The 21,888-nt window shown below is 72.5% G+C and carries 20 protein-coding genes and 1 tRNA gene; 17 read left to right on the top strand and 4 right to left on the bottom strand.

Features of this window, described 5'->3' with window-relative positions; translation table 11 throughout:
* Positions 1–17: 17 nt before the first annotated feature.
* The 7 genes from ACWGIF_RS24590 to ACWGIF_RS24560 all read left to right on the top strand — a co-directional run bounded on the left by ACWGIF_RS24590 (position 18) and on the right by ACWGIF_RS24560 (position 4,901).
* On the top strand, positions 18–2,048 hold the full coding sequence (locus ACWGIF_RS24590) for an ATP-binding protein (protein WP_453500652.1): 2,031 nt from the start codon (positions 18–20) through the stop codon (positions 2,046–2,048).
* 35 nt (positions 2,049–2,083) lie between these two features.
* Complete coding sequence (locus tag ACWGIF_RS24585) at positions 2,084–2,518, top strand: roadblock/LC7 domain-containing protein (protein ID WP_453500661.1); 435 nt, start codon at positions 2,084–2,086, stop codon at positions 2,516–2,518.
* A complete protein-coding gene (locus ACWGIF_RS24580; RefSeq protein ID WP_453500651.1) occupies positions 2,515–2,928 on the top strand; it encodes a DUF742 domain-containing protein in 414 nt (137 codons plus the stop codon). The genes ACWGIF_RS24585 and ACWGIF_RS24580 overlap by 4 nt, the downstream gene beginning before the upstream one ends.
* Positions 2,906–3,508 carry a GTP-binding protein gene (locus ACWGIF_RS24575; protein WP_453500650.1) on the top strand — a complete coding sequence of 201 codons (603 nt, stop codon included), beginning with the start codon at positions 2,906–2,908 and terminating at the stop codon, positions 3,506–3,508. Before ACWGIF_RS24580 ends, ACWGIF_RS24575 begins: the two co-directional genes overlap by 23 nt.
* The gene (locus ACWGIF_RS24570) at positions 3,505–4,182 is read left to right on the top strand and encodes a GAF domain-containing protein (protein WP_453500649.1); all 678 of its coding nucleotides are present in this window, start codon (positions 3,505–3,507) and stop codon (positions 4,180–4,182) included. Before ACWGIF_RS24575 ends, ACWGIF_RS24570 begins: the two co-directional genes overlap by 4 nt.
* 72 nt (positions 4,183–4,254) lie before the next feature.
* The gene (locus ACWGIF_RS24565) at positions 4,255–4,617 is read left to right on the top strand and encodes an MmcQ/YjbR family DNA-binding protein (RefSeq protein ID WP_453500648.1); all 363 of its coding nucleotides are present in this window, start codon (positions 4,255–4,257) and stop codon (positions 4,615–4,617) included.
* 210 nt (positions 4,618–4,827) lie between these two features.
* Positions 4,828–4,901 (top strand) — tRNA-Pro (locus ACWGIF_RS24560).
* Positions 4,902–4,984: 83 nt separating this feature from the next.
* Here ACWGIF_RS24560 and ACWGIF_RS24555 read toward each other — a convergent pair.
* Positions 4,985–5,746: an IclR family transcriptional regulator gene (locus ACWGIF_RS24555; RefSeq protein WP_453500647.1), complete on the bottom strand. Its 762-nt coding sequence runs from the start codon at positions 5,744–5,746 to the stop codon at positions 4,985–4,987.
* 391 nt (positions 5,747–6,137) lie between these two features.
* On the opposite strand from ACWGIF_RS24555, the gene ACWGIF_RS24550 reads away from it, so the two are divergent.
* From ACWGIF_RS24550 to ACWGIF_RS24535, 4 genes are all read left to right on the top strand, one after another.
* Positions 6,138–7,556 carry a phenylacetate--CoA ligase family protein gene (locus tag ACWGIF_RS24550; RefSeq protein WP_453500646.1) on the top strand — a complete coding sequence of 473 codons (1,419 nt, stop codon included), beginning with the start codon at positions 6,138–6,140 and terminating at the stop codon, positions 7,554–7,556.
* The gene (locus tag ACWGIF_RS24545) at positions 7,553–8,464 is read left to right on the top strand and encodes a hypothetical protein (protein ID WP_453500645.1); all 912 of its coding nucleotides are present in this window, start codon (positions 7,553–7,555) and stop codon (positions 8,462–8,464) included. The genes ACWGIF_RS24550 and ACWGIF_RS24545 overlap by 4 nt, the downstream gene beginning before the upstream one ends.
* Before the next feature lie 189 nt (positions 8,465–8,653).
* Positions 8,654–10,270: a phospholipase D family protein gene (locus ACWGIF_RS24540; protein WP_453500644.1), complete on the top strand. Its 1,617-nt coding sequence runs from the start codon at positions 8,654–8,656 to the stop codon at positions 10,268–10,270.
* A gap of 131 nt (positions 10,271–10,401) precedes the next feature.
* Positions 10,402–11,847, top strand: a complete 1,446-nt coding sequence (locus tag ACWGIF_RS24535; RefSeq protein ID WP_453500643.1) for a glyceraldehyde-3-phosphate dehydrogenase — start codon at positions 10,402–10,404, stop codon at positions 11,845–11,847.
* A 202-nt stretch (positions 11,848–12,049) separates the two neighbouring features.
* Here ACWGIF_RS24535 and ACWGIF_RS24530 read toward each other — a convergent pair whose 3' ends face one another.
* The 3 genes from ACWGIF_RS24530 to ACWGIF_RS24520 form a co-directional block, all read right to left on the bottom strand.
* Positions 12,050–13,240: an MFS transporter gene (locus ACWGIF_RS24530; RefSeq protein ID WP_453500642.1), complete on the bottom strand. Its 1,191-nt coding sequence runs from the start codon at positions 13,238–13,240 to the stop codon at positions 12,050–12,052.
* Positions 13,241–13,295: 55 nt separating this feature from the next.
* On the bottom strand, positions 13,296–14,330 hold the full coding sequence (locus ACWGIF_RS24525) for an NUDIX domain-containing protein (protein WP_453500641.1): 1,035 nt from the start codon (positions 14,328–14,330) through the stop codon (positions 13,296–13,298).
* Positions 14,331–14,410: 80 nt separating this feature from the next.
* Entirely contained in the window at positions 14,411–15,034 is a 624-nt protein-coding gene (locus ACWGIF_RS24520) for a LysE/ArgO family amino acid transporter (protein WP_453500640.1), read from the bottom strand.
* A gap of 69 nt (positions 15,035–15,103) precedes the next feature.
* Here ACWGIF_RS24520 and ACWGIF_RS24515 point away from each other — a divergent pair, with 69 nt between their 5' ends.
* From ACWGIF_RS24515 to ACWGIF_RS24490, 6 genes are all read left to right on the top strand, one after another.
* On the top strand, positions 15,104–16,009 hold the full coding sequence (locus tag ACWGIF_RS24515) for a LysR family transcriptional regulator ArgP (RefSeq protein ID WP_453500660.1): 906 nt from the start codon (positions 15,104–15,106) through the stop codon (positions 16,007–16,009).
* 29 nt (positions 16,010–16,038) lie between these two features.
* Entirely contained in the window at positions 16,039–16,431 is a 393-nt protein-coding gene (locus tag ACWGIF_RS24510) for a TOBE domain-containing protein (RefSeq protein ID WP_453500639.1), read from the top strand.
* 115 nt (positions 16,432–16,546) lie between these two features.
* Positions 16,547–17,626, top strand: coding sequence for a magnesium/cobalt transporter CorA (corA, locus tag ACWGIF_RS24505; RefSeq protein ID WP_453500638.1), 1,080 nt, complete (start codon positions 16,547–16,549; stop codon positions 17,624–17,626).
* 252 nt (positions 17,627–17,878) lie between these two features.
* Entirely contained in the window at positions 17,879–18,712 is an 834-nt protein-coding gene (locus tag ACWGIF_RS24500) for a chitosanase (RefSeq protein WP_453500637.1), read from the top strand.
* 313 nt (positions 18,713–19,025) lie between these two features.
* Positions 19,026–19,379: a DUF805 domain-containing protein gene (locus tag ACWGIF_RS24495; protein ID WP_453500636.1), complete on the top strand. Its 354-nt coding sequence runs from the start codon at positions 19,026–19,028 to the stop codon at positions 19,377–19,379.
* A 213-nt stretch (positions 19,380–19,592) separates the two neighbouring features.
* Positions 19,593–21,812: an NADP-dependent isocitrate dehydrogenase gene (locus tag ACWGIF_RS24490; protein WP_453500635.1), complete on the top strand. Its 2,220-nt coding sequence runs from the start codon at positions 19,593–19,595 to the stop codon at positions 21,810–21,812.
* Positions 21,813–21,888: the final 76 nt, after the last annotated feature.

Here is a 21,888-nt window from a genome sequence, read left to right as displayed (position 1 = left end):
ACGTACCGAGGACGCCGATGTCCGGACCCCGCGCCGCCCGCCACGCCCCGTCGAGACACGCCGTCACCGGTCCGGGCCGGCAGATACGCCCTCAGCTGGTACGGGCCGCCGTACTGCCCACGCTCGCCGCCGGGCTCAGCGGCGCGGCCGCGGTGATCTTCACGCTGCAGCTCGGCGGGGGAGCCGGTGACCGCGACGCCCGGCTGTGGCCCGTGCTCACCGGCTGCGTCCTGCTCGTGGTCGGCGCCCTCGCCGCGGCCCTGCTGGGAGCCCAGCGCGGCGCCAAGGCCGTACGGGACCGGTGCGAGGCGCTGCGCCGCTCCAGCGTGCGCGGCCGCCAGGAGTTGGGCACGGCCGCCGACCGGCTCGAACGGGGTGAGAGCCCGCCGCGCCCCGTGCGGGGCGGTCCGACGGCGCCGCAGGTCGGCGCGGACCCGGCGGGCGTGGACGAGTTCTGGCTGCTCTCCCAGGAGCTGCGCGGCGCCCGTGAACAGGCGCACGCGACCCTCGTACGGCTGGCCCGACCGGTCGCCCCGTCCGACAGCGAGCGCATGGTCGAGGTCTTCGTCAACCTCGCGCGCCGGCTGCAGTCCCTCGTCCACCGGGAGATCTCGCTCCTGGACGACCTGGAGGACACGGTCGAGGACCCGGACCTGCTCAGGGAGCTCTTCCACGTCGACCACCTCGCCACCCGCATCCGCCGCCACGCCGAGAACCTCGCCGTGCTGGGCGGCGCCGCCTCCCGGCGCCAGTGGACCCGCCCCATCGACCTGAGCGAGGTGCTCCGCTCCTCGGTCGCGGAGGTGGAGCAGTACACCCGGGTCAAGGTCGTGCCCCCGGCCGGAGGCAGCGTCCGCGGTCACGCCGTCGCGGACGTCGTGCACCTGCTGGCCGAACTCGTCGAGAACGCCACGGTGTTCTCCGCCCCCGACACCGATGTGGTGCTGCGTGCCGAGCGGGTCACCGCCGGGATCGCGATCGAGGTGGAGGACCGGGGGCTGGGCATGCCGCCCGGGGAACAGCACCGGATGAACGCGCTGCTCGGCGACCCCGACCAGATCAGCGTCCGGCACCTGCTGGCGGACGGGCGGATCGGCCTGTTCGTCGTCTCGGCGCTGGCGCGCCGGCACGGGATCGCCGTCGAGCTCAAGTCCAACATCTACGGCGGCGTGCTCGCCGTACTGGTGCTTCCGCAGGAGCTGCTGGGCGCGCATGCTCCCAGCGCGACCGACGCGGCGGGGGGTTCGCGGGCCACGTCGTGGGGGACGGGGGAGGGCGCGGCGATGCCGCCGCTGGAGCCGGTCCGCATGCGCGGGCCCGTACCGGAGCCCTGGCCCAGGGTCCCCGCACCCGGAGGCCCGGCCCGCGCCGCCGGGCCCGTACCCCCGCCGGGGGCCGCCGGCCGAGCCGGAGCCACGGCGTCGGCCGACGACCTGCAGGAGCCGGCGCCGGCCCGCCGCGCCCCGGCCCCGCCGCCCCGCGCCACGGCCCCACCGCCCCGCGCCCCGGCCGCTCCCCTGACCGAGTTCTGGGCCGAACCTCTGCCGGTCCCCCCGCCCGCCCGCCGGTCCGCGCCCTCGCCCCATCCCCCCGCGGAACGCCGGGCAGGTCCGCTGCCGGGCGCCATGCCCCCCTCGGGGCCTGGGGCCGGAGCTGGGACAACGGTCCCGCAAGCCGGAGCGACGGCCCCGGCCGGGCCAGTGGCCGACCCTCGGGTCGAGCGTGCGGTCTCGGATCCGCCACTGGACGGGCACGGGACGGTCCCCGCCCCCCGGGCCGCCGGGACGGCCCCCGCCGGGCCCGCTGCCGATCCTCGGATGGAACCCACGCCGTGGGGCGGAGGGGGGCCGCCGGTACCCGGGGCGCGGGACTCGGGTGAACGCCCGCCCCTGCCCCGGCGCCGGGCACAACAGCACGTCGCGCCCCAGCTGCGCGAGGCACCCGCCCCGCGGCGGGCCGCGGAGTCCGATCAACCCGTGCACGATCCGGGGCTGATGGCGGCTTTCCAACGGGGCTTCGGCCTCGCCCAGTCGGAGAACCGGTCATGACCCCGACCCCTCACCTCAGCAAGGAGCGCACCCCCATGGGCCTCGAAGTGGCGACGAAGACCGGCGGCCGGCTCTCGGACCTCGACTGGCTGCTCGGCGGCCTGGTGCAGCGCGTGCCGTACACGCGCAGCGCCGTACTGCTCACCGCCGACGGGCTCGTGACCTGCGTGCACGGCCTGGACGCCGACAGCGCCGACCACCTGGCGGCGCTCGCGTCCGGCCTGTACTCGCTGGGCCGCAGCGCCGGCTCCCGCTTCGGGGACGGCGCGGAGGTGCGGCAGGTCGTGGTCGAGCTCGACACCGCGCTCGTCTTCGTCTGCGCGGCCGGATCCGGCACCTGCCTGGCCGTCCTCGCCGACCAGGAGGCCGACGCCGGGGTACTCGGCTACGAGATGGCGATGCTGGTCAAGAGCGTCCGGCCGTATCTGGCGGCCACGCCGCGGCGGCCCGTCGCCGCCCCGGAGCGATGAGGGCCTGCGGATCGGGGGAGTACGCGAAGGGGCGGGACACACCGTGGCTCGACGACTCGGCGGGCCGCGTGATGCGCCCGTACACGGCCAGCGGCGGGCGGACCAGGCCGGGCTTCGCGCTCGACCTGCTCTCGCTGGTGACCGCGACCGGCGTACGGCCGCGCGTCCCGCTGGGCGCGGAGCACACGCACGCCCTGCGGCTGTGCGCGGGCGCCGGCGCGGTCACGGTCGCCGAGGTGGCCGGGCAGCTGCGGCTGCCGGCCGTGGTGGTGAAGGTGATCCTGTCGGATCTGATGGAACACGGGGCCGTGACGGCGCAGTCGCCGCGGTTCCCGGGCGGCGGCTCGTTCGCCGCCGACGACCGCTCCCTGCTTCTGGCGGTGCTCGATGGCCTACGCACCCGGCTGTGACGCCCCCGCGACGCTGAAGATCCTGGTCGCGGGCGGTTTCGGGGCGGGCAAGACCACCTTCGTGAGCGCGGTGAGCGAGATCGAGCCGCTGAGCACGGAGGAACTCCTCAGCGACGTCAGCGCGGCCGCCGACCCGCTGAACGGTGTCGAGGCGAAGTCCACGACGACCGTGGCGCTGGACTTCGGCCGGATCACCCTGGACGAGCGCCACGTGCTCTACCTCTTCGGCACGCCGGGACAGCACCGCTTCTGGTTCCTGTGGGAGGAGCTGTGCGCGGGCGCGCTCGGGGCGGTGGTCCTCGCCGACACCCGCCGCCTCGCCGACTGCTTCCCCGCTGTGGACTTCTTCGAGCGGCGCGGGATCGGCTTCATCGTCGCCGTCAACGAGTTCGACGACGGTCACCGCTACGGGCCCGACGAGGTCCGCGAGGCGGTGGGGCTCGGGCCGGAGGTGCCCGTCGTACGGTGCGACGCGCGCCTGACGAGCTCCGGGACGGGGGCGCTGGCCACCCTCGTCCGTCATCTGTTGTGCATGTCCACAGCCAGTTCTTCGTCTTCGGAGTCGGGGGAACCGTCATGACGTACTACGAATCGACCGGACACCTGCTGCTCACGCCGGTGGACCGGGAGGCGCCCGCACGCGCCGTCCGGCTGCGCGAGCTGGGCCTGGGGGATCGCACCGACGCCGAACTGGACGCCTTCGCGCGGCGCGTGGCCGACGCGCTCGGCGCCCCGTACGCGGGGGTCAACTTCATCGGCGAGGAACGGCAGTTCTTCGCCGGGCTGCACCACGCGGCCGCAGCCCCGCCGAGCCGCTACCCGGCGCGGGTCCTGCCCCGCGACCACGGCTACTGCCCACACGTGGTGGTGCGCCGGCGGGGGCTCGTGCTGGAGGACGTACGGGACTTCGCGCGCTTCGCGGGCAACGCGGTGGTGGACGAGAGCGGGGTGCGCTCGTACGTGGGCGCCCCGCTGACGGACCGGCGCGGGATCGTCCTGGGCACGGTGTGCGCGGTGGACGTGGCGCCGCGGCGGTGGGGGATGGAGGGACTCGCCACCGTCAAGGAGCTGGCGGCGGAGCTGATGGCGCTGCTGCACGAGCGGGAGGACCGAAGGCACGCCCGGGGGCAGGGGCAGGGGCAGGGGCAGGGCCCGGAGAACCAGGCGGAGGGCTGGGGGCAGGTAGGTGAGGCCCCTGGGGAGGGAGGGGAGCCGGACCCCGCGCAGGTCTACAGGCAGACCCGGCGCGGGTGAGCCCGCTTGTCGGTGGCGGGGGCTACGGTCGTCCGACGAGGGTTCACCGGTGGCTGGAGAGGAGTCTCGGGGATGGCCGTGACCGCGCAGGACGTCCGCCTGATCGCGCTGTCGCTCCCGGACAGCAGTGAGAAGCCCGCCTGGGGCATGCCGACCTTCCGGGTGGGCGGGAAGATCTTCGTGGCGCTCGCCGGCGATGACACCTCGATCGGGGTGAAGTGCCCCAAGGAGGACCGGGCCGAGCTGATCGCGGCGGAGCCGGAGAAGTTCTTCATGCGGGCCGGCCACGACGACAACTACGCGTGGATCCGAGTCCGCCTGGCCGCCGTGCAGGACGAGGGCGAGCTGCGCTCCATCCTGACCGACTCCTGGCTCCAGGCGGCCCCGAAACGCCTGATCGCGGCCTATCCGGAGCTCTCCGGCGAGGCGCGCTGAGGCAACGGCGCCGACCCGGGGGCCGGCGCGTGCCGGAGGCCGTCACGCGGATGCGCACGCGGGCCGCGCCCGCCGTGCCTCCGGCGCCGGTGGGCGTGGTCGCCGGGTTCTAGCGGAAGCGGTGGCGGAAAGGTGCGCGCGACCACACCGTGAAATGCGGTATCGTTCTCCTGCGCGTTCAACCAGGGGAAACCCCAGGTCAGCGGGCATCGGGACGTGGCGCAGCTTGGTAGCGCACTTGACTGGGGGTCAAGGGGTCGCAGGTTCAAATCCTGTCGTCCCGACTGGAGCCTTAGGCTCGTAGTCGCAGATCAGGGGCCGTTTCGGAGCAATCCGAAACGGCCCCTGATCGTTTTCCGGGACGGGGTCAGCGGGCTTTTTCGTAGGCGGGCCACTCCCCGGGAGCCTGCGCCGCGGGGGCCGGCAGCCGGGCCAGGTTGGCGCTGATCATCGCCGCCGCGCGGCGCACGGCATCGCCCAGCGGGGTGATCTGCTTCCCGTCCAGGGCGGTCGCGGCGACGGCGGCCACCACCTGACCGGAGGCGGAGAGCACCGGAGCGGCCACGCACGAGAGCGTGCTCACGCACTGGCCGTACTCGAAGGCGAGGCCCTGCTCCCGGGCCCGCGCGACCTCACGCGCCCATGCGGCCTTCGTCCGCCCCCCGGGCAGGTCCGCGACCGGGTGCGAGGCCGCGAGGACCAGCTCCGCCGCACTGCCGGGCGGCAGGACGACGCCGGAGCGCAGCGGGAAGACGTCGTCCACCTCGCCGCGCATGCCCCCGACGACGATCGTGTGCCCCGCCTCGGGCACCGACACGCTGAGGCTCAGGCGGCCGCTCGCGGATGCCAGTTCCCGCAGGGGCCGGGCCGAGGCCGCGCGCAGGGCGCGTGCGGGGTGCCAGGCCTGTCCCAGGCGGAAGGTCCTCGGCCCGAGGCGGTAGCGGCCCGAACGGCTCTGCACCGCGCCGAGTGCGACCAGCTGCCCGAGCAGCCGGTGGGCGGTGGCCTTCGGCAGTTCGGCGTCGGTCGCCAGGCGGGTCAGCCCGACCTCGTCGCCGTGCGCGAGCGCTTCCATCAGCGCGAACGCGCCTTCCAGTACGCCCCGCCCCTCTGTGCCGGATCTGGCCATGAGCGGTTCCCCCTCTCACGCCTGGCCCCATCGGTCGGATGGTTCCAGAAGTCCCCGTTCGTACCGGCTCATCGGGGAGAACGGTGTTGCCGTCCCCCGCTCACCGGTCCGTTGAATGGACCCGATCATTGCCCGTGGGACGCAATCGCGCCACTGTGTTGACGCCCAAGTGGCGGAACGTCACGGCGACTTGAGGGAACCGGAGCGTCCGCCCGCCGGAACGAAACAAGGAGGATCCGATGAGCGCGATCAAGACGAGCGCCAAGCAGTTCAAGTACGTCATGGGCGCCATGACGGCGGTCTTCTTCGCCACCTGCTCCGCCAGCTGACGCAGAAGTCCCGGGTGGGGGCGGTACGCCGCCCCCACCCCCCAGCCACGTCCCAGGGAGGCATGACAGTGCTGGAGACCGGTGTCCGGCAGGTACGGGTGGCGATGTCCATGGTGTTCGGCCGGCGGCTGAACGTACGCGCCGTGGAGCGGCTGGTCGCCGACGCCCTCCTCACGCTGGAGGAGTTCGGCTCGCTCGGCGACGACGTCGACGAACTGGCCGACGGACCGTTCGCCGACCCGGACGAGCGCCGCGACCTGCAGAACCGGGCGCTCCAGCGGACCGTGCGCCGGCTCGCCAAGCGCTCCCCGTTCTACCGGGAGCGGCTCGCCGGCCTGGACCTCGACGGGCTGACCGCCGAGACGCTCACCCGGATCCCGGTGACCCGCAAAGCCGACCTGATCGAACGCCCCGCGGACTTCCTGTGCAGTGCCCCGTATCTGTCGACGCAGACGACCGGCACCACCGGCCGCCCCGTACAGATCTGGCTCTCCCGCTACGAGATGGAACTCTGGCCCGCGCTGATCTCGCTGTCCATGGTGCTGCGCGGCGACCTCGGCCCCGGAGACCGGATGCAGATCAACCTCAGCTCCCGGGCGACGGCAGCCGTGCAGGAGGACGTCGAGGTATGCCGGCTCGCCAACGCCTCGTGCCACGTCGTCGGACAGATCCCGGCGGACGAGTCCGTCGAGCACCTGCTGGGCCGGGGCGGGGACCGGCCCACCGTGCTCACCGGCAATCCCAGCTACCTGGGCCGGATGGTGACCGCCGCGCGGCAATGCGGCTACGGGCCGGACGACTTCGGACTCCGGGCGGTCTATGCCGGCGGGGAGATGCTGTCGCGGACCCTGGCGCAGGCCCTGCGCGAGACGTTCGGGGCCCGGGAGGTCGGCGACACCTTCGGCATGACCGAGCTGCTGCCGGTCGGCGGCCGCACCTGTAGCCGGCGCCACCTGCACATCGACCCCAACATGGGGTACACCGAGGTGCTGGACCTGGAGACGGGCGAGCCCGCCGGACCCGGCCGGCTCGGCGAGCTGACGGTCACCCCGTACTACCCGTACCGCGAGTGCATGCCGGTCCTCCGCTACAACACCGGTGACGTGGTCCGCACCCTGGACGGCGAGCCGGAGTGCGAACTGGCCGCGGTGCCCGCGGTCTCCCAGATCCTCGGCAAGGCGGGCACGCTGTTCCGCACCGCCGGCGCCGTGGTGACCCCGCGCGACATCCTGGAGGCGCTGGACGGCACCCCCGGCCTGCCGTGGCCGCTGCGCCACCGGGCCGGCGTCGGGGACGACGGCCGGCTCCACGTGGAGGTCGCCTCCGGGGACGTCACCGTGGCGGAGGTGACCGAGCGGCTGCGGGCCCGGGACATCGAGGCGCGTGTCACGGTCCTGCCGGTGAGTGACGAGGAGGCCGCCCGTCGTTTCCCCCTCCGCTGCGACCTGTTGGAGCACACCTTCACCCGGAGCCACGCATGACGGTCTTCTTCCAGCTCGCGGTCACCACCGCCCTGGCGCTCGCCGTGTGCGCCGGCTCGATCGCCTACTTCCGCGCCGTACGCACGCCGAGGCCGCCCGTCGGCGTCTTCAACGGCAGCGACATCTTCGTGATGATGGGCTTCGTCCTGGCGCTGCCGTACATCTACCTCACCCTGCCCGGCGCGGTCCTCCCGGTCGTGCTCGCCCTCGTCTTCGCAGGGGGACTCTCCGTCGGCTACCAGCCGTTGATCGGCGGCGGCCGGCTGCGCTGGGCGCTGATCGCCGCGCTGCTCGGATGCGTCCTCGTCTTCCATCTGGCCTTCGGCGAGACCGCGCCCCCGTACTGGGTGGCGAACAGCTGCGTCGTCGGCCTGATCGTCGTCTCCGCCACGAACCTCAACGTGCAGGGCGGCATGCGGCAGAAGAACGTCGCGTGGTTCCTCCTCGCCCTCACCGCGTACGACGCATTCTTCGCCTGGGTCGTCCCGCTGACCGGGGAACTGTCCGACGCCGTCCAGGGCTATCCGTACGCCCCCGCCGCCGGCCTGCGCATCGGGGAGGACCTGGGCGCCGTCGTCGGCATGGGCGACCTGCTGGCGTACACGCTGTTCACCACCACCGCGTACAAGGCGTACGGGAGGTCGGGGCTGCGTACGGGAGCCGGGCTGGTCGTCCTCTTCGGCGCCGTGGCGCCCGTCGCCACCCTGCACATCGCCGCCGCGGTCACCGGCCACTCCCTCGCCCTCGTCCCCGCGCAGGTGTTCTTCGGCCCGGCGGCCTTCATCGGCTATCTGCACCTGCGCCGGCGCGGCCCCGAGCGGAGGATGGCCGAGGTGGCGTTCCGCGGGACGCGCGGGGAGGCGCCGCGGGTGGCCCCGGCGAGGGAGGCCGCCGGCTCGGTCGGCTGAGCGGGCCCCGCCCCGGCACCGCCCCTTCGCCACTCGCCGCTCGCCGCTCGCCCCTCGCCACTGGCCGGACCGGCCCGGCGGGCCGTCCACGAGCCGGGCCCGCCCGATGCGGCTAGCCTGGGCCTACGGGTGAACGCGCGCACGAACCGGAGCGGCGGAGCGTAGGCGCGGGGCTGGAGGGCCGGTGCCGTGACGCATGCCGACTGGCTTCTGGTCGCCGGTGAACGCGGCAACACCGCGACGCGCCTGGACCGGCGTCGCCCGGACGGAGAGGCCTGGTCCCGGGGGAATGACGCACGGCCCCTGGTCCACGGCGCCGCCTACTTCGCGGAACTCCTGGCGGGCATCAGCGCGCTGCGCGAGGGCGATCTGCTCTTGTTCACCGACTGGCGCGGCGACCCCGACGAGCGGCTCGACGGGTCCGGCACCGAGATCGGCGCGGTCCTGTGCCGGGCAGCCGAGCGCGGCGTCATCGTCAAAGGGCTGGTGTGGCGCTCCCACCTCGACAACTTTCAGTTCAGCGAAGAGGAGAACCGGCACCTCGGCGAGGAGATCGAAGAGGCCGGCGGCGAGTGCCTGCTCGACATGCGGGTACGGCCCGGCGGCTCACACCACCAGAAGATGGTGGTGCTGCGCCACCGAGGCCGCCCGGAGCTGGACGTCGCGTACGTCGGCGGGATCGACCTCTGCCGCAACCGCAACGACGACGCCACGCACCGCGGCGACCGCCAGTCGCTGCCCCTCGCCGACGCCTACGGGCCGCACCCGCCCTGGCACGACGTCCAGCTCGCCCTGCGCGGGCCGGCCGTCGGCGACGTCGAGGCCGTCTTCCGCGAACGGTGGCAGGACCCCTCGCCGCTCAGCCGCAGCCCGCTCAACCGCCTGCGGTCCCTGCTCCACCACGACGACACCCACGCGGACACGCTGCCGCCGCAGTCGGCCGATCCGGCCCCCTGCGGCACCCACACCGTCCAAGTGCTGCGGACCTATCCGAACCGCCTGCTGCGCGGCTACCCCTTCGCCCCCGACGGCGAGCGCAGCATCGCGCGGGGCTACCACAAGGCGCTGCGGCGGTCCCGGTCGCTGATCTACCTTGAGGACCAGTACCTGTGGTCGCCCCGGGTGGTGGACTGCTTCGCCGAGGCGCTGCGCAGGCATCCTCGGCTGCGGCTGATCAGTGTCATCCCCGCGGTCCCCGAGCAGGCCGGGTGGCTCACGCTGCCCATGAACCTGATCGGGCGGATCAAGGCCCTGGACGAGCTGCGCCGCGCCGGCGGCGACCGAGTGGCGACGTACGGCCTGGAGAACCATGCCGGCACCCCGGTCTACGTCCACGCCAAGGTGTGCGTGATCGACGACGTGTGGGCGTCCGTCGGCTCCGACAACATCAACCTCCGGTCGTGGACCCACGACTCCGAACTCAGCTGCGTCGTGTACGACGAGAGCCCGGACCCGCGGCCGCCGCGGGACCCGGGAGGCCTCGGCGACGGGGCGCGTGCCTTCGCCCGCGAACTGCGCCTGGGGCTGATGCGCGAGCACCTGGACGCGGGGGGCGAGCCGGGGGAGCCGGCATCGGACGGGCTGTGCGACCCGGTGACCGCGTTCGAGGCCTTCGCGCAGGCCGCGGCCGCCCTGGACGCCTGGCACGAGGACGGCCGCCGCGGTCCACGGCCGCCGGGGCGTCTGCGCCGCTACGTGCCGCCGGATCTGCCCACGCTGCAGCGGGTCCTCGCGGCTCCGCTGAACCACGTCCTGGTCGACCCGGACGGCCGCCCGATGGGGATGAGGCGCCGCAACACGTTCTGAGGCGAACCGCTGCGAAACAGGACACCCATACGCCGCAAAGCGCCCGTTCCCCGCTCTGCGGGGTACCGCTTGAGGGGCCAGAGTGGCGTCGGGTTAGCATATGAGCACCGCCTAGCTCGAAAGATAATCCTGTGACTGTCAATGAGGACTCGTTCACCAGCTGGAAGCACCGCGAGGAGATTGCGGAGTCGATGATCCCGATCATCGGGAAGCTGCACAGGGAGCGGGACGTCACGATCCTTCTCCACAGCCGCTCCCTGGTGAACAAGTCGGTGGTCAGCATCCTCAAGACCCACCGATTCGCCCGGCAGATCGACGGTGAGGAGCTCTCGGTCACCGAGACGCTGCCGTTCCTGCAGGCTCTGACCGCCCTCGATCTCGGCCCGTCCCAGATCGACATCGGCATGCTCGCCGCGACGTACAAGAACGACGACCGCGGCCTGTCGGTGGAGGAGTTCACCGCCGGAGCCGTCGCCGGCGCCATGGGTGACAACAAGATCGAGCGGCGCGAGGGGCGCGACGTCGTCCTCTACGGCTTCGGCCGCATCGGCCGCCTCGTCGCCCGCCTGCTGATCGAGAAGGCCGGCTCCGGCAACGGCCTGCGCCTGCGCGCCATCGTCGTCCGCGGCGGCGGAGAGCAGGACCTGGTCAAGCGCGCCTCCCTGCTGCGCCGCGACTCCATCCACGGCCAGTTCCAGGGCACCATCACCGTGGACGAGGCGACGAGCACGATCGTCGCCAACGGCAACAGCATCAAGGTGATCTACGCCAACGACCCCTCCGAGGTCGACTACACGGCGTACGGCATCAAGGACGCCATCCTCATCGACAACACGGGCAAGTGGCGCGACCGCGAGGGCCTGTCGAAGCACCTGCGCCCCGGCATCGACAAGGTCGTCCTGACCGCGCCGGGCAAGGGCGACGTCCCGAACATCGTCCACGGCGTCAACCACGACACGATCAAGCCGGACGAGCAGATCCTGTCCTGCGCGTCCTGCACCACCAACGCGATCGTCCCGCCCCTGAAGGCGATGGACGACGAGTACGGTGTGCTGCGCGGCCACGTGGAGACCGTCCACTCGTTCACGAACGACCAGAACCTGCTGGACAACTACCACAAGGCCGACCGTCGTGGCCGCTCCGCGCCGCTCAACATGGTCATCACCGAGACGGGTGCCGCCTCGGCCGTCGCCAAGGCGCTGCCCGAGCTCAAGGCGCCGATCACCGGCAGCTCGATCCGCGTTCCGGTTCCGGACGTCTCGATCGCGATCCTCAGCCTGCGGCTCGGCCGTGAGACCACCCGCGAAGAGGTCCTCGACTACCTGCGCGGCGTCTCGCTGAACTCGCCGCTCAAGCGCCAGATCGACTTCACCACGGCCCCCGACGCCGTCTCGATGGACTTCGTCGGCTCGCGCCACGCGTCGATCGTCGACGCCGGCGCCACCAAGGTCGACGGCGACAACGCGATCCTCTACCTCTGGTACGACAACGAGTTCGGCTACTCCTGCCAGGTCATCCGCGTCGTCCAGCACGTGTCCGGGGTGGAGTACCCGACCTACCCGGTCCCGGCGGTCTGATCTCGTCAGACGGTCCGGTCCGCTGTTCCGGCAGGCGGGGCGGCGGCGGGGTGGCAACCGATTCCGGAAGGGATCCCGCCGCCCCGCCGCCCCCCGCCTGTCGCGCGTCCGGCCTTCTCGGCGAACCGCCGGCCACGGCCGGGCCCGCCCTGTCGCCCTGATCTGCGATGCCCGCCGTAAGAGGGGCCGGCCGGGTACGGGCTCACGCGCCCGTGCGCACCGGCCGCCGCAGGAGGTAGGCGGCCGCGGTCGAGACCAGGACGGCCATGCAGGCGATGAACACCAGACCGGCACCCTCCAGGCCGATCGGGCCGACCAGCACGCCCACGCCGATCACCGGTACCGAGATGCCCGCGTACGCCACCACGAACAGCGTCGAGATCACCGCGGCGCGCCGGTCCACCGGAGAGGCCGCGGCCACCGCGGACAGCGCCCCGCGAAACGCCAGCCCCTGCCCGACTCCGCCGACGAGCGCGCTCGCCACCACCAGCGACAGCAGGTCCCACCACAGCGCGCCCGCCAGAAGTGCCAGCCCGGCGAGGAGGCCCGCGCAGCCCAGCGGCAGCGAGCGCCCGACCCCGACCCGGCCGACCGCCAGCTGCCCGGCGCACGAGGCGAAGAAGGCCAGCGCGACGACCAGCCCGCTCACGGCGCGGTTGTGCACGTCGAGGGACTGCGCGAGGAACGACGGACTGACCGACGTGAACACCCCGAACAGCGCGAATCCCACGAACGAGGCGATCGCCGCGGGCGCGAACACCGCCCGCACCTGCGGGGGCAGACCGGGCCGCTGCGGCCGTACGGAGCTCAGCGGCCGCCGCTCCCGTACGGTCTCGGGCAGACCCAGCAGGACGACGGCCGAAACGGCCACCAGCGCGAGGTGCACGGCGAAGGGCAGATACAGCGGCCAGACGGCGTACTGCGCGAGCACCCCGGCGAGCAGCGGACCGCAGCCCAGTCCGCCCATGTTGGCGGCCGTCGCCACGAACGTGGCCCGGGAGGCGCCGCCGCGCGGCGCAAGCTCCATCACGTAGGCGGTGGCCGCCCCGGTGAACAGCCCGGCGGAGAACCCCGAGAGCAGCCGGCCCGCGTACAGCCAGCCCACCCCGGTGGCGCACAGGAAGCAGACGGCGCTGGCCGCCGCGCAGGCCAGGCCCACCAGCAGCACCGGCCGCCGGCCCACGACGTCCGAGGCGTTGCCCGCCAGCAGCAGTACGCCGATCACCCCGAAGGCGTACACGGCGTACACGACCGTCACCACCAGCTCGGAGAACCCGAACTTCTCCTGGTAGAGCCCGTAGAGGGGGGTGGGCAGCGTGGTGCCGGCCATGCACACGGCGAACACCGCCCCGCTGAGCAGGCACTCGCGCCAACCTCGACGATCACCGTCCATGCCGCCGACGGTAACCCCGCCGCGCGGGCCCGGCGCGCCGGGGCGGGGCCGCCCGTCAGGGGCGGCCCGCGTGCAGTTCCAGAGGGCCGGTGCCCGTGGCGCGGGCGGTGAGGCACGCGGTGATCTGGCGGCGCAGGGCGGGTTTGACCAGGGCGGGGAGCTCCGCCGGGGTGACGGTGCGCCACTCGGTGAGCTCGGTCGGGTTCAACCGGATCCGGGCGAGGGCGGGCGCGTCGAGGACGCCTCCGTCGTACAGGAAGCGGATGCGGGCCGGACGGCCGGGCTTGTGGGACCAGTTCACCGCGAGCAGGCGGCCCGGGGCGAGGTCGAGGCCGAGTTCCTCGTGGACCTCCCGCCGGGCGGCGGCGCGCGGCGTCTCCCCGAGGTCGCTGTCGATGCCGCCGCCGGGCAGATGCCAGCGGTCGGCCCTGCCGTACGCGGGCCTGACCAGCAGGACCCGGCCGTCGGCGGCGGTGAACAGCACGCTCGCCGCGGTCAGGGCCTTGGGGCGGTTGGCCCGGTGGCTGGCGGCATCGAGGGCGCCCTCGTGTTCCAGGGCGGCGCGCCGGGCCGGGTCCAGGCCGGCCGGGGAGCCCGGCTGGGGCACTCCGTCGACGAGATGGGCGAAGGAGCCGGTGTGCACGGCGGCCAGGGCGGCGCGCAGCCGGGGCGCAAGACGGGCGGGCAGGACCGCGTCGGCCTCGTCCGGCCGGAGCCAGCACGCCTCGGTGATCTCGCCGTCGGGGAAGGAGATCGCCCCGGCCTCCTCCGGCGAGAGCGGGCCGACGAGGTGGACGTGCACGATCAGGGAGCGGCCGAGCGCGCCCGGCGGCCGGGAGTCCACCGCCAGCAGCCGGCCGACCGGCACGCCGAGGCCGAGCTCCTCCCGCAGCTCGCGGGCCAGGCCTTCCTCCGGGGTCTCGGTGTCCTCGACCGTGCCGCCCGGCAGCTCCAGGTCCTCCTTGTACGAGGTGGTCAGTACGAGGACCCGCCCCCGCGCGTCCAGGACGATCCCGGTGGCGGCCACGAGCGGGGCGGGCTGGGTGGCGTAGTAGGCGCGCACCGCGTCGGGGGAGGGGCGGTCGGGCACGGCGGGCTCCTGGAGGTCGGGTCGTCGGCAGGAGCACTATGCCGGGCGCCGGGCGGCGCCCGGTCGCCGACATGCGGGGCTCAGGCGCGGGCCAGCAGGAGGCCGCCCATGGTGACCATCGTCGCCGCGACGAGTCCGTCCAGGACCCGCCAGGCCGAGGGGCGGGAGAGGAGGCCGCTCAGCAGCCGGGCCCCGTAGCCCAGGCTTGTGAACCAGGTCAGGCTGGCGAGGCAGGCCCCGATGCCGAAGGCCCACCGCAGGTCGCCGCGGTCGGCCGCGAGGGAGCCGACGAGCAGGACGGTGTCCAGGTAGACGTGCGGGTTGAGCCAGGTCATGGCCAGACACGTCAGCACGGCCCGGCGGCCGGACCCGGAGGCGGCTCCCTCCGTGGTGAGGGCGGCGCCGGGAACGGGCCGCAGCACCCGGCGGGCGGCGAGGACCCCGTAGCAGATCAGGAACCCGCCGCCGGCGAGCCCGACCAGGGTCAGGGCGGCCGGCCAGGCGGTGACGAAGGCGCCGACGCCGGCGACGCCGAGTGCGATGAGGAGCGCGTCCGAGACGGCGCAGATGGCGACCACGGCGAGGACCGCGTGCCGGCGCACGCCCTGGCGCAGGACGAAGGCGTTCTGCGCGCCGATGGCGACGATGAGGGAGAGCCCGGTGCCGAAGCCGGCGAGGGCCGCGGTGGTGATGCCGTGTGTCATGACTCAGACCGTAGGCAGCACGACCGGTTCAGTACAGCTAAAGGTTTTTACGTATCATTAGCCATCGTGATGGACGAGCTTCCCCTGGACCAGGTGCGCACCCTGCTCGCGGTGGTGGACGAGGGCACTTTCGACGCGGCGGCGGCCGCCCTGCACGTGACCCCGTCCGCGGTGAGCCAGCGGGTCAAGGCGCTGGAGCAGCGGACCGGACGGGTGCTGCTGATGCGGACGAAGCCGGTACGGGCGACGGAATCCGGGGAGGTGGTGGTCCGCTTCGCCCGGCAGCTGGCACGGCTGGAGCGCGACGCGCGGGCCGAGCTGGGGATGACCGACGGGAGGGGGCCGGTCCGGCTGCCGATCGCGGTGAACGCGGACTCCCTCGCCACCTGGTTCCTTCCGGCCCTGGCGCGGGTGCCGCAGGATCCACCGGTCTGCATCGAGCTGCACCGCGAGGACGAGTCGCACACGACGGCCCTGCTGCGGGAGGGCCAGGTGATGGCGGCGGTGACCTCCTCGCCGGACCCGGTGGCGGGGTGCAGCGTACGCATGCTGGGCCTGGCGCGGTACCTGCCGACGGCGAGTCCGGCTTTCGCGGCGCGGTACCTGACGGGGGCGCCGGAGCGGGACCTGCGGGAGGCGCCGACGATCGTGTTCGACCGGAAGGACGACCTCCAGGACGCGTTCGTGCGCTCGCTGACGGGGGACGAGGCGGCCGGGGCGGGGCCGGTGCGGCACTACGTCCCGACATCGGAGGGGTTCCGTGACGCGGTGGTCGCGGGACTGGGGTGGGGGCTGGTGCCGGAGCAGCAGTCGAGGCCGCTGGTACGGACGGGGGAGCTGGTGCTGCTGGCGCCACGGCCACTGGACGTGCCCCTGTACTGGCAGCAGTGGAAGCTCGACTCGCCGGTCCTGTCCATGGTGGCCGACGTGGTCGCGGCCGCGGCCGCCGAGTCGTTGCGCAGCCCTTCGTCGTGAGCGGAACGGCACCGCCTAAGCTGCGGGCCATGGAGTCCTACACGATCGGCCAGGCGGCGCGGCTGCTCGGCGTCAGCGTCGACACGGCCCGGCGGTGGGCGGACGCCGAACGGTTCCCCACCCACCGGGAGGGGACGCGGCGGATGGTGACCGGGCCCGACCTGGCCGCGTTCTGCGTCGAGGCCGCGCAGGAGAGCGCGGACGGCGAGGACACCCCGTACACCTCGGCGCGCAACGCCTTCCCGGGAATCGTCACCGGGGTGAAGCTGGGCACGGTCGACGCCCAGGTGGAGATCCAGGCCGGGCCGCACCGCATCGTGTCGCTGCTGACGCGGGAGGCGGTGGAGGAGCTCGGGCTGGAGGTGGGCTCGCGGGCCACGGCGCGGGTGAAGTCGACGAGCGTGTTCATCGACCGCGTCTGAAGACCTGAGCCGGCCCGGGAGGTCGTCGCGGGCACGGGTGTGACCCGGGCGAGGACGGTGCGGCCGCGATGGCAGACTGGCCGGTGTTCCGCCGAAGGGGAGTGCACCGTTGTCCATGTTCAGCAATCTGCGCCGGGCCGTACGCCGCAGCTACCGGCGGGCCGTCGACCTCAGCCACCCGGCCCGCTCTCCGCTCGGCAGCTCGGTGGTCAACTGCGTGATCTACCGCGACGGCGTACGGCAGGACGACTGCGCTGAGATCGAGGAGGCGCTGCACCGGGTCCGCAAGGGCGACGGGTTCGTCTGGATCGGCCTGCACGAGCCGGCGCAGTCGGAGCTGGCGGGACTCGCCGAGCTGTTCGGCCTGCACCCGCTCGCCGTCGAGGACGCCGTGAACGCGCACCAGCGGCCCAAGGTGGAGCGGTACGACGACACGCTGTTCTCCGTGTTCAAGACCGTGCGCTATGTGGAGCACGAGGAGCTGACCGCGAGCAGCGAGGTGGTCGAGACCGGCGAGCTGATGGCCTTCACCGGCCACGACTTCGTCATCACCATCCGGCACGGCGGCCGCGGCACCCTCGGTCCCGTCCGCGAGGAGCTGGAAGCCGCCCCGGATCTGCTGGCGAAGGGGCCCGCGGCGGTCCTGCACGCCATGGCCGACCACGTGGTCGACGACTACATGGCCGTCACGGACGCGGTGCAGAACGACATAGACGCCGTCGAGACCGCGGTGTTCAGCGAGAACGGCGGCCGCGGTGACGCGGGCCGGATCTACCAGCTCAAGCGCGAACTCCTGGAGCTCCGGCGGGCGGTGGCGCCGCTGAGCCGCCCGCTCCAGCAGCTGGCCACGCAGCCGATACCGGTCATCCCGCCGGAGGTCCGCGCGTACTTCCGGGACGTGGCCGACCACGTGACCCGGGCCACCGAGCAGATCGGCGCCTACGACAGCCTCCTCGACTCCATCCTCCAGGCCCACCTCGCGCAGGTGACCGTCGCCCAGAACGAGGACATGCGCAAGATCACGGCGTGGGCGGCGATCGTCGCCGTGCCGACCATGGTCTGCGGGGTCTACGGCATGAACTTCGACCACATGCCCGAACTGCACTGGACCTACGGCTACCCGCTCGTCCTCGGCGTGATGGCGGTCGCCTGCTTCGTCATCCACCGCGGCTTCCGGCGCAACGGCTGGCTCTGACCGCGCGACGCACGAGGGGTCCCTGCGCCACCACATGGTGAGGCGGGACGGCCGGATCCGCCACAGCGCGGTCTGCAGCATCACGCGGCCCTAACGGCCCGCCGCCAAGCAGGCGTTGACGGACCGTCTCGTCCAGAGGGCTGACCGGACGGGGCTATTCCCAGGGTCCACAAGGGTATTGAGGTGCCGTCAGCTCTGGTAGTAAAGTTTCCTAACGAAGCCAGGACGCCTCAACTACCCCACGGAGGCCTTGTGTTAACCCCCCACCGCAAGACGCTGGCGATCGGCGCTCTGCTCGGCAGTGCGCTCCTCGCCGTACCCGTCGCCGCCCACGCCACCGCTGCTCCCGCCCCCACGGCGCGGAGCGCGGCGGCGGCCGCGGGACTCGACGATCCGGCGAAGAAGGAGATCGCCATGAAGATCGTCTCCAGTGCGGAGAACTCCTCGCTGGACTGGAAGGCGCAGTACAAGTACATCGAGGACATAGGCGACGGCCGCGGCTACACGGCCGGCATCATCGGCTTCTGTTCGGGCACCGGCGACATGCTCGACCTCGTCGAGCACTACACCCGGGCCAAGCCCGGCAACGTCCTCGCCAAGTACCTCCCCGCCCTGCGCAACGTCGACGGCGGCGACTCGCACGCTGGCCTCGACCCGCACTTCACCGGAGACTGGGCGAAGGCGGCCCAGGACGCCGAGTTCCGGAAGGCCCAGGACCACGAGCGCGACCGGGTCTACTTCAACCCGTCCGTGAAGCAGGCCAAGTCCGACGGGCTCGGCGTGCTCGGCCAGTTCATCTACTACGACGCCATCGTCATGCACGGCGACGGCACCGACTCCACCAGCTTCCGCAACATCCGCAAGCGGGCCCTGTCCAAGGCCAGGCCCCCGTCCCAGGGCGGCAACGAGACCGCGTACCTCCACGCCTTCCTCGACGCCCGGGTCTGGGCGATGAAGCAGGAGGAGGCGCACAGCGACACCAGCCGGGTCGACACCGCGCAGCGGGTCTTCCTCAAGAAAGGCAACCTGAACCTCAACACCCCACTCGACTGGAAGGTCTACGGGGACTCCTTCCGCATCGGCTGACGACCGCGTCGCGGCCCGGGGCCGGACCCCCCTCCCGGACCCGGGCCGCGGTGTCGCAGTGCGGTAACGATGTAGGTAACGATCGAGGCTGCTGCCGGGGCGTCAAGCAGGCGTGCGGCCAGGACGTTTCGGACTTCCTGGGACACGACGCCACTCCTGTGTCCCACCGTCACATGTTCGATGCCGGAAATCTTGCGGTCCGGCCGATTTGGCGTCACGACAAGTGGCTTGACCGCGACGTAAGGGGGGCATAAGTTCTGCCCCGGCTTGCTCCAGCAGGACGGGCCGAACCAACCGTCCTCTGGGGGGACCCGTGAACCACTACACCGACGTTCTCAAGAAGTACGCCGTCTTCTCCGGCCGCGCCCGCCGCCAGGAGTACTGGATGTTCACCCTCTTCCAGGTGGCCGTCGTCATCGTCCTGGCGATCCTCGACGCCGTCCTGGGCGCCGGTTCGCTGATCGTCGGCCTGTACGTCCTCGCCACCTTCGTGCCGTCCCTGGCGGTCACCGTCCGCCGTCTGCACGACCTCGGCAAGTCGGGCGCCTGGTACTTCATCGCCTTCGTCCCGCTCATCGGTGGCATCTGGCTGCTCGTCCTGACGGCCACCGCGGGTCAGCCGACCCCGAACCAGTACGGCCCGGACCCCAAGGTCCTCGCTGCCTGATCCGGCGCACTGGCCTGATCGCGGCCTGAAACGCCTGAGCGCCGCCCTGGCTGGAAACAGCCGTGGGCGGCGCTTTCGCCGTCCCGGGGGTCTGCGTGACACGCGTCTCCCGGGCTTGCGGCAGGGGGCTGTCCAGACCGGCCCGATCACGAGATATCTTGATGTCGAGCAATGTTGCAGACGAGAGACGCAGACTGTGGAGCGGAGCATCCGGTGACTGACTCGACCATCATCTACACGCACACTGACGAGGCCCCGGCCCTCGCGACGTATTCCTTCCTGCCTGTGATCCAGGCGTACGCGTCGACGGCCGGTGTGAATGTCGAGACCCGTGACATCTCCCTGGCCGGTCGGATCATCGCCAGCTTCCCGGAGTACCTCCAGGAGAGCCAGCGGATCGCCGACGCCCTGGCCGAGCTGGGCCTGCTGGCGAAGACGCCGGAAGCGAACATCATCAAGCTGCCCAACGTCTCGGCCTCGATCCCGCAGCTGAAGGCCGCGGTCGCCGAGCTCCAGGGCCAGGGCTACGCCCTCCCGGACTACCCGGACGACCCGAAGACCGACGAGGAGCGCGAGATCCGCGCCCGCTACGACAAGGTCAAGGGCAGCGCCGTCAACCCGGTCCTGCGCGAGGGCAACTCCGACCGCCGCGCCCCGGCCTCGGTCAAGAACTACGCCAAGACGCACCCGCACCGCATGGGTGCCTGGACCGCCGAGTCGAAGACCAACGTCGCCACCATGGGTGCGAACGACTTCCGCTCCACCGAGAAGTCCACCGTCATGGCCGAGGCGGACACCCTGCGCATCGAGCACGTCGCCGCCGACGGCGCCGTCACCGTGCTGCGCGAGTCCGTACCGGTCCTCGCCGGTGAGGTCGTGGACGGGTCCGTCCTGCACGTCGACGCGCTGCGCACCTTCCTGAACGACCAGATCGAGCGCGCCAAGGCCGAGAACGTGCTGTTCTCCGTGCACCTCAAGGCCACCATGATGAAGGTCTCCGACCCGATCATCTTCGGCCACGTGGTCCGCGCCTTCCTCCCGACGACCTTCGCCCGCTACGGCGAGACCCTCGCCGCCGCCGGCCTGTCTCCCAACGACGGTCTCGGCGCCATCCTGAACGGCCTGGGCGCGCTGCCCGACGGCGACGCGATCAAGGCCTCCATCGACGCCGAGATCGCCGAGGGCCCCGCCCTCGCGATGGTCGACTCCGACAAGGGCATCACCAACCTGCACGTGCCGTCCGACGTCATCGTCGACGCCTCCATGCCGGCCATGATCCGCACCTCCGGCCACATGTGGGGCCCGGACGGCAACGAGGCCGACACCCTGGCCGTCCTTCCGGACAGCAGCTACGCCGGTGTCTACCAGGTCGTCGTCGACGACTGCCGCGCCCACGGCGCCTTCGACCCCTCGACGATGGGCTCGGTGCCGAACGTCGGCCTCATGGCCCAGAAGGCCGAGGAGTACGGCAGCCACGACAAGACCTTCGAGATCGCCGCCGCGGGCACCGTCCGCGTCGTCGACGCCGCGGGCAACGCGGTCCTGGAGCAGGAGGTCGCCGCCGGTGACATCTTCCGCGCCTGCCAGACCAAGGACCTGCCGATCCAGGACTGGGTCAAGCTCGCCGTCACCCGCGCCCGCGCCACCGGCGTCCCGGCCGTCTTCTGGCTCGACGAGAGCCGCGCGCACGACGCGCAGCTGATCGCCAAGGTGAAGACGTACCTGGCCCAGCACGACACCGAGGGCCTGGACATCAAGATCCTCTCCCCGGTCGAGGCCACGGCCTTCTCCCTGGAGCGCATCCGCCGCGGTGAGGACACCATCTCGGTGACCGGCAACGTGCTGCGCGACTACCTGACCGACCTCTTCCCGATCCTGGAGCTGGGCACCAGCGCCAAGATGCTGTCGGTCGTCCCGCTGATGAACGGCGGCGGCCTCTTCGAGACGGGCGCCGGCGGTTCCGCCCCGAAGCACGTCCAGCAGCTCGTCAAGGAGAACTACCTGCGCTGGGACAGCCTGGGCGAGTTCTTCGCGCTGGCGGCCAGCTTCGAGCACCTCGCGACCACCACCGGCAACGCCCGCGCCCAGGTGCTGGCCGACACCCTGGACCGCGCGACCGGCACCTTCCTCAACGAGGACAAGTCGCCGAGCCGCAAGCTGGGCGGCATCGACAACCGCGGCAGCCACTTCTTCCTCGCCCTGTACTGGGCGCAGGAGCTGGCCAGGCAGACCGACGACGCCGAGCTGGCCAAGGCCTTCGAGCCGCTCGCCAAGACCCTTGCCGAGCAGGAGAGCACCATCGTCTCCGAGCTCATCGCGGTGCAGGGCTCCCCGGCCGACATCGGCGGCTACTACCAGCCCGACGCCACGAAGGCCGCGGCGATCATGCGCCCGTCCGCGACCTTCAACAAGGCGCTCGCCCTCCTCGGCTGACACCCTCAGCTGTCGAGCGGGCGTCCCTGACGCGATCCGCCCCGGCCGGCCTCGTGCCCGGCCGGGGCGGACCCGT

The sequence above is a fragment of the Streptomyces sp. NPDC054849 genome (assembly GCF_053610945.1).
The sequence above is the reverse complement of the archived record's forward strand: the minus strand, read 5'-3'. Positions and strand labels throughout refer to the sequence as shown.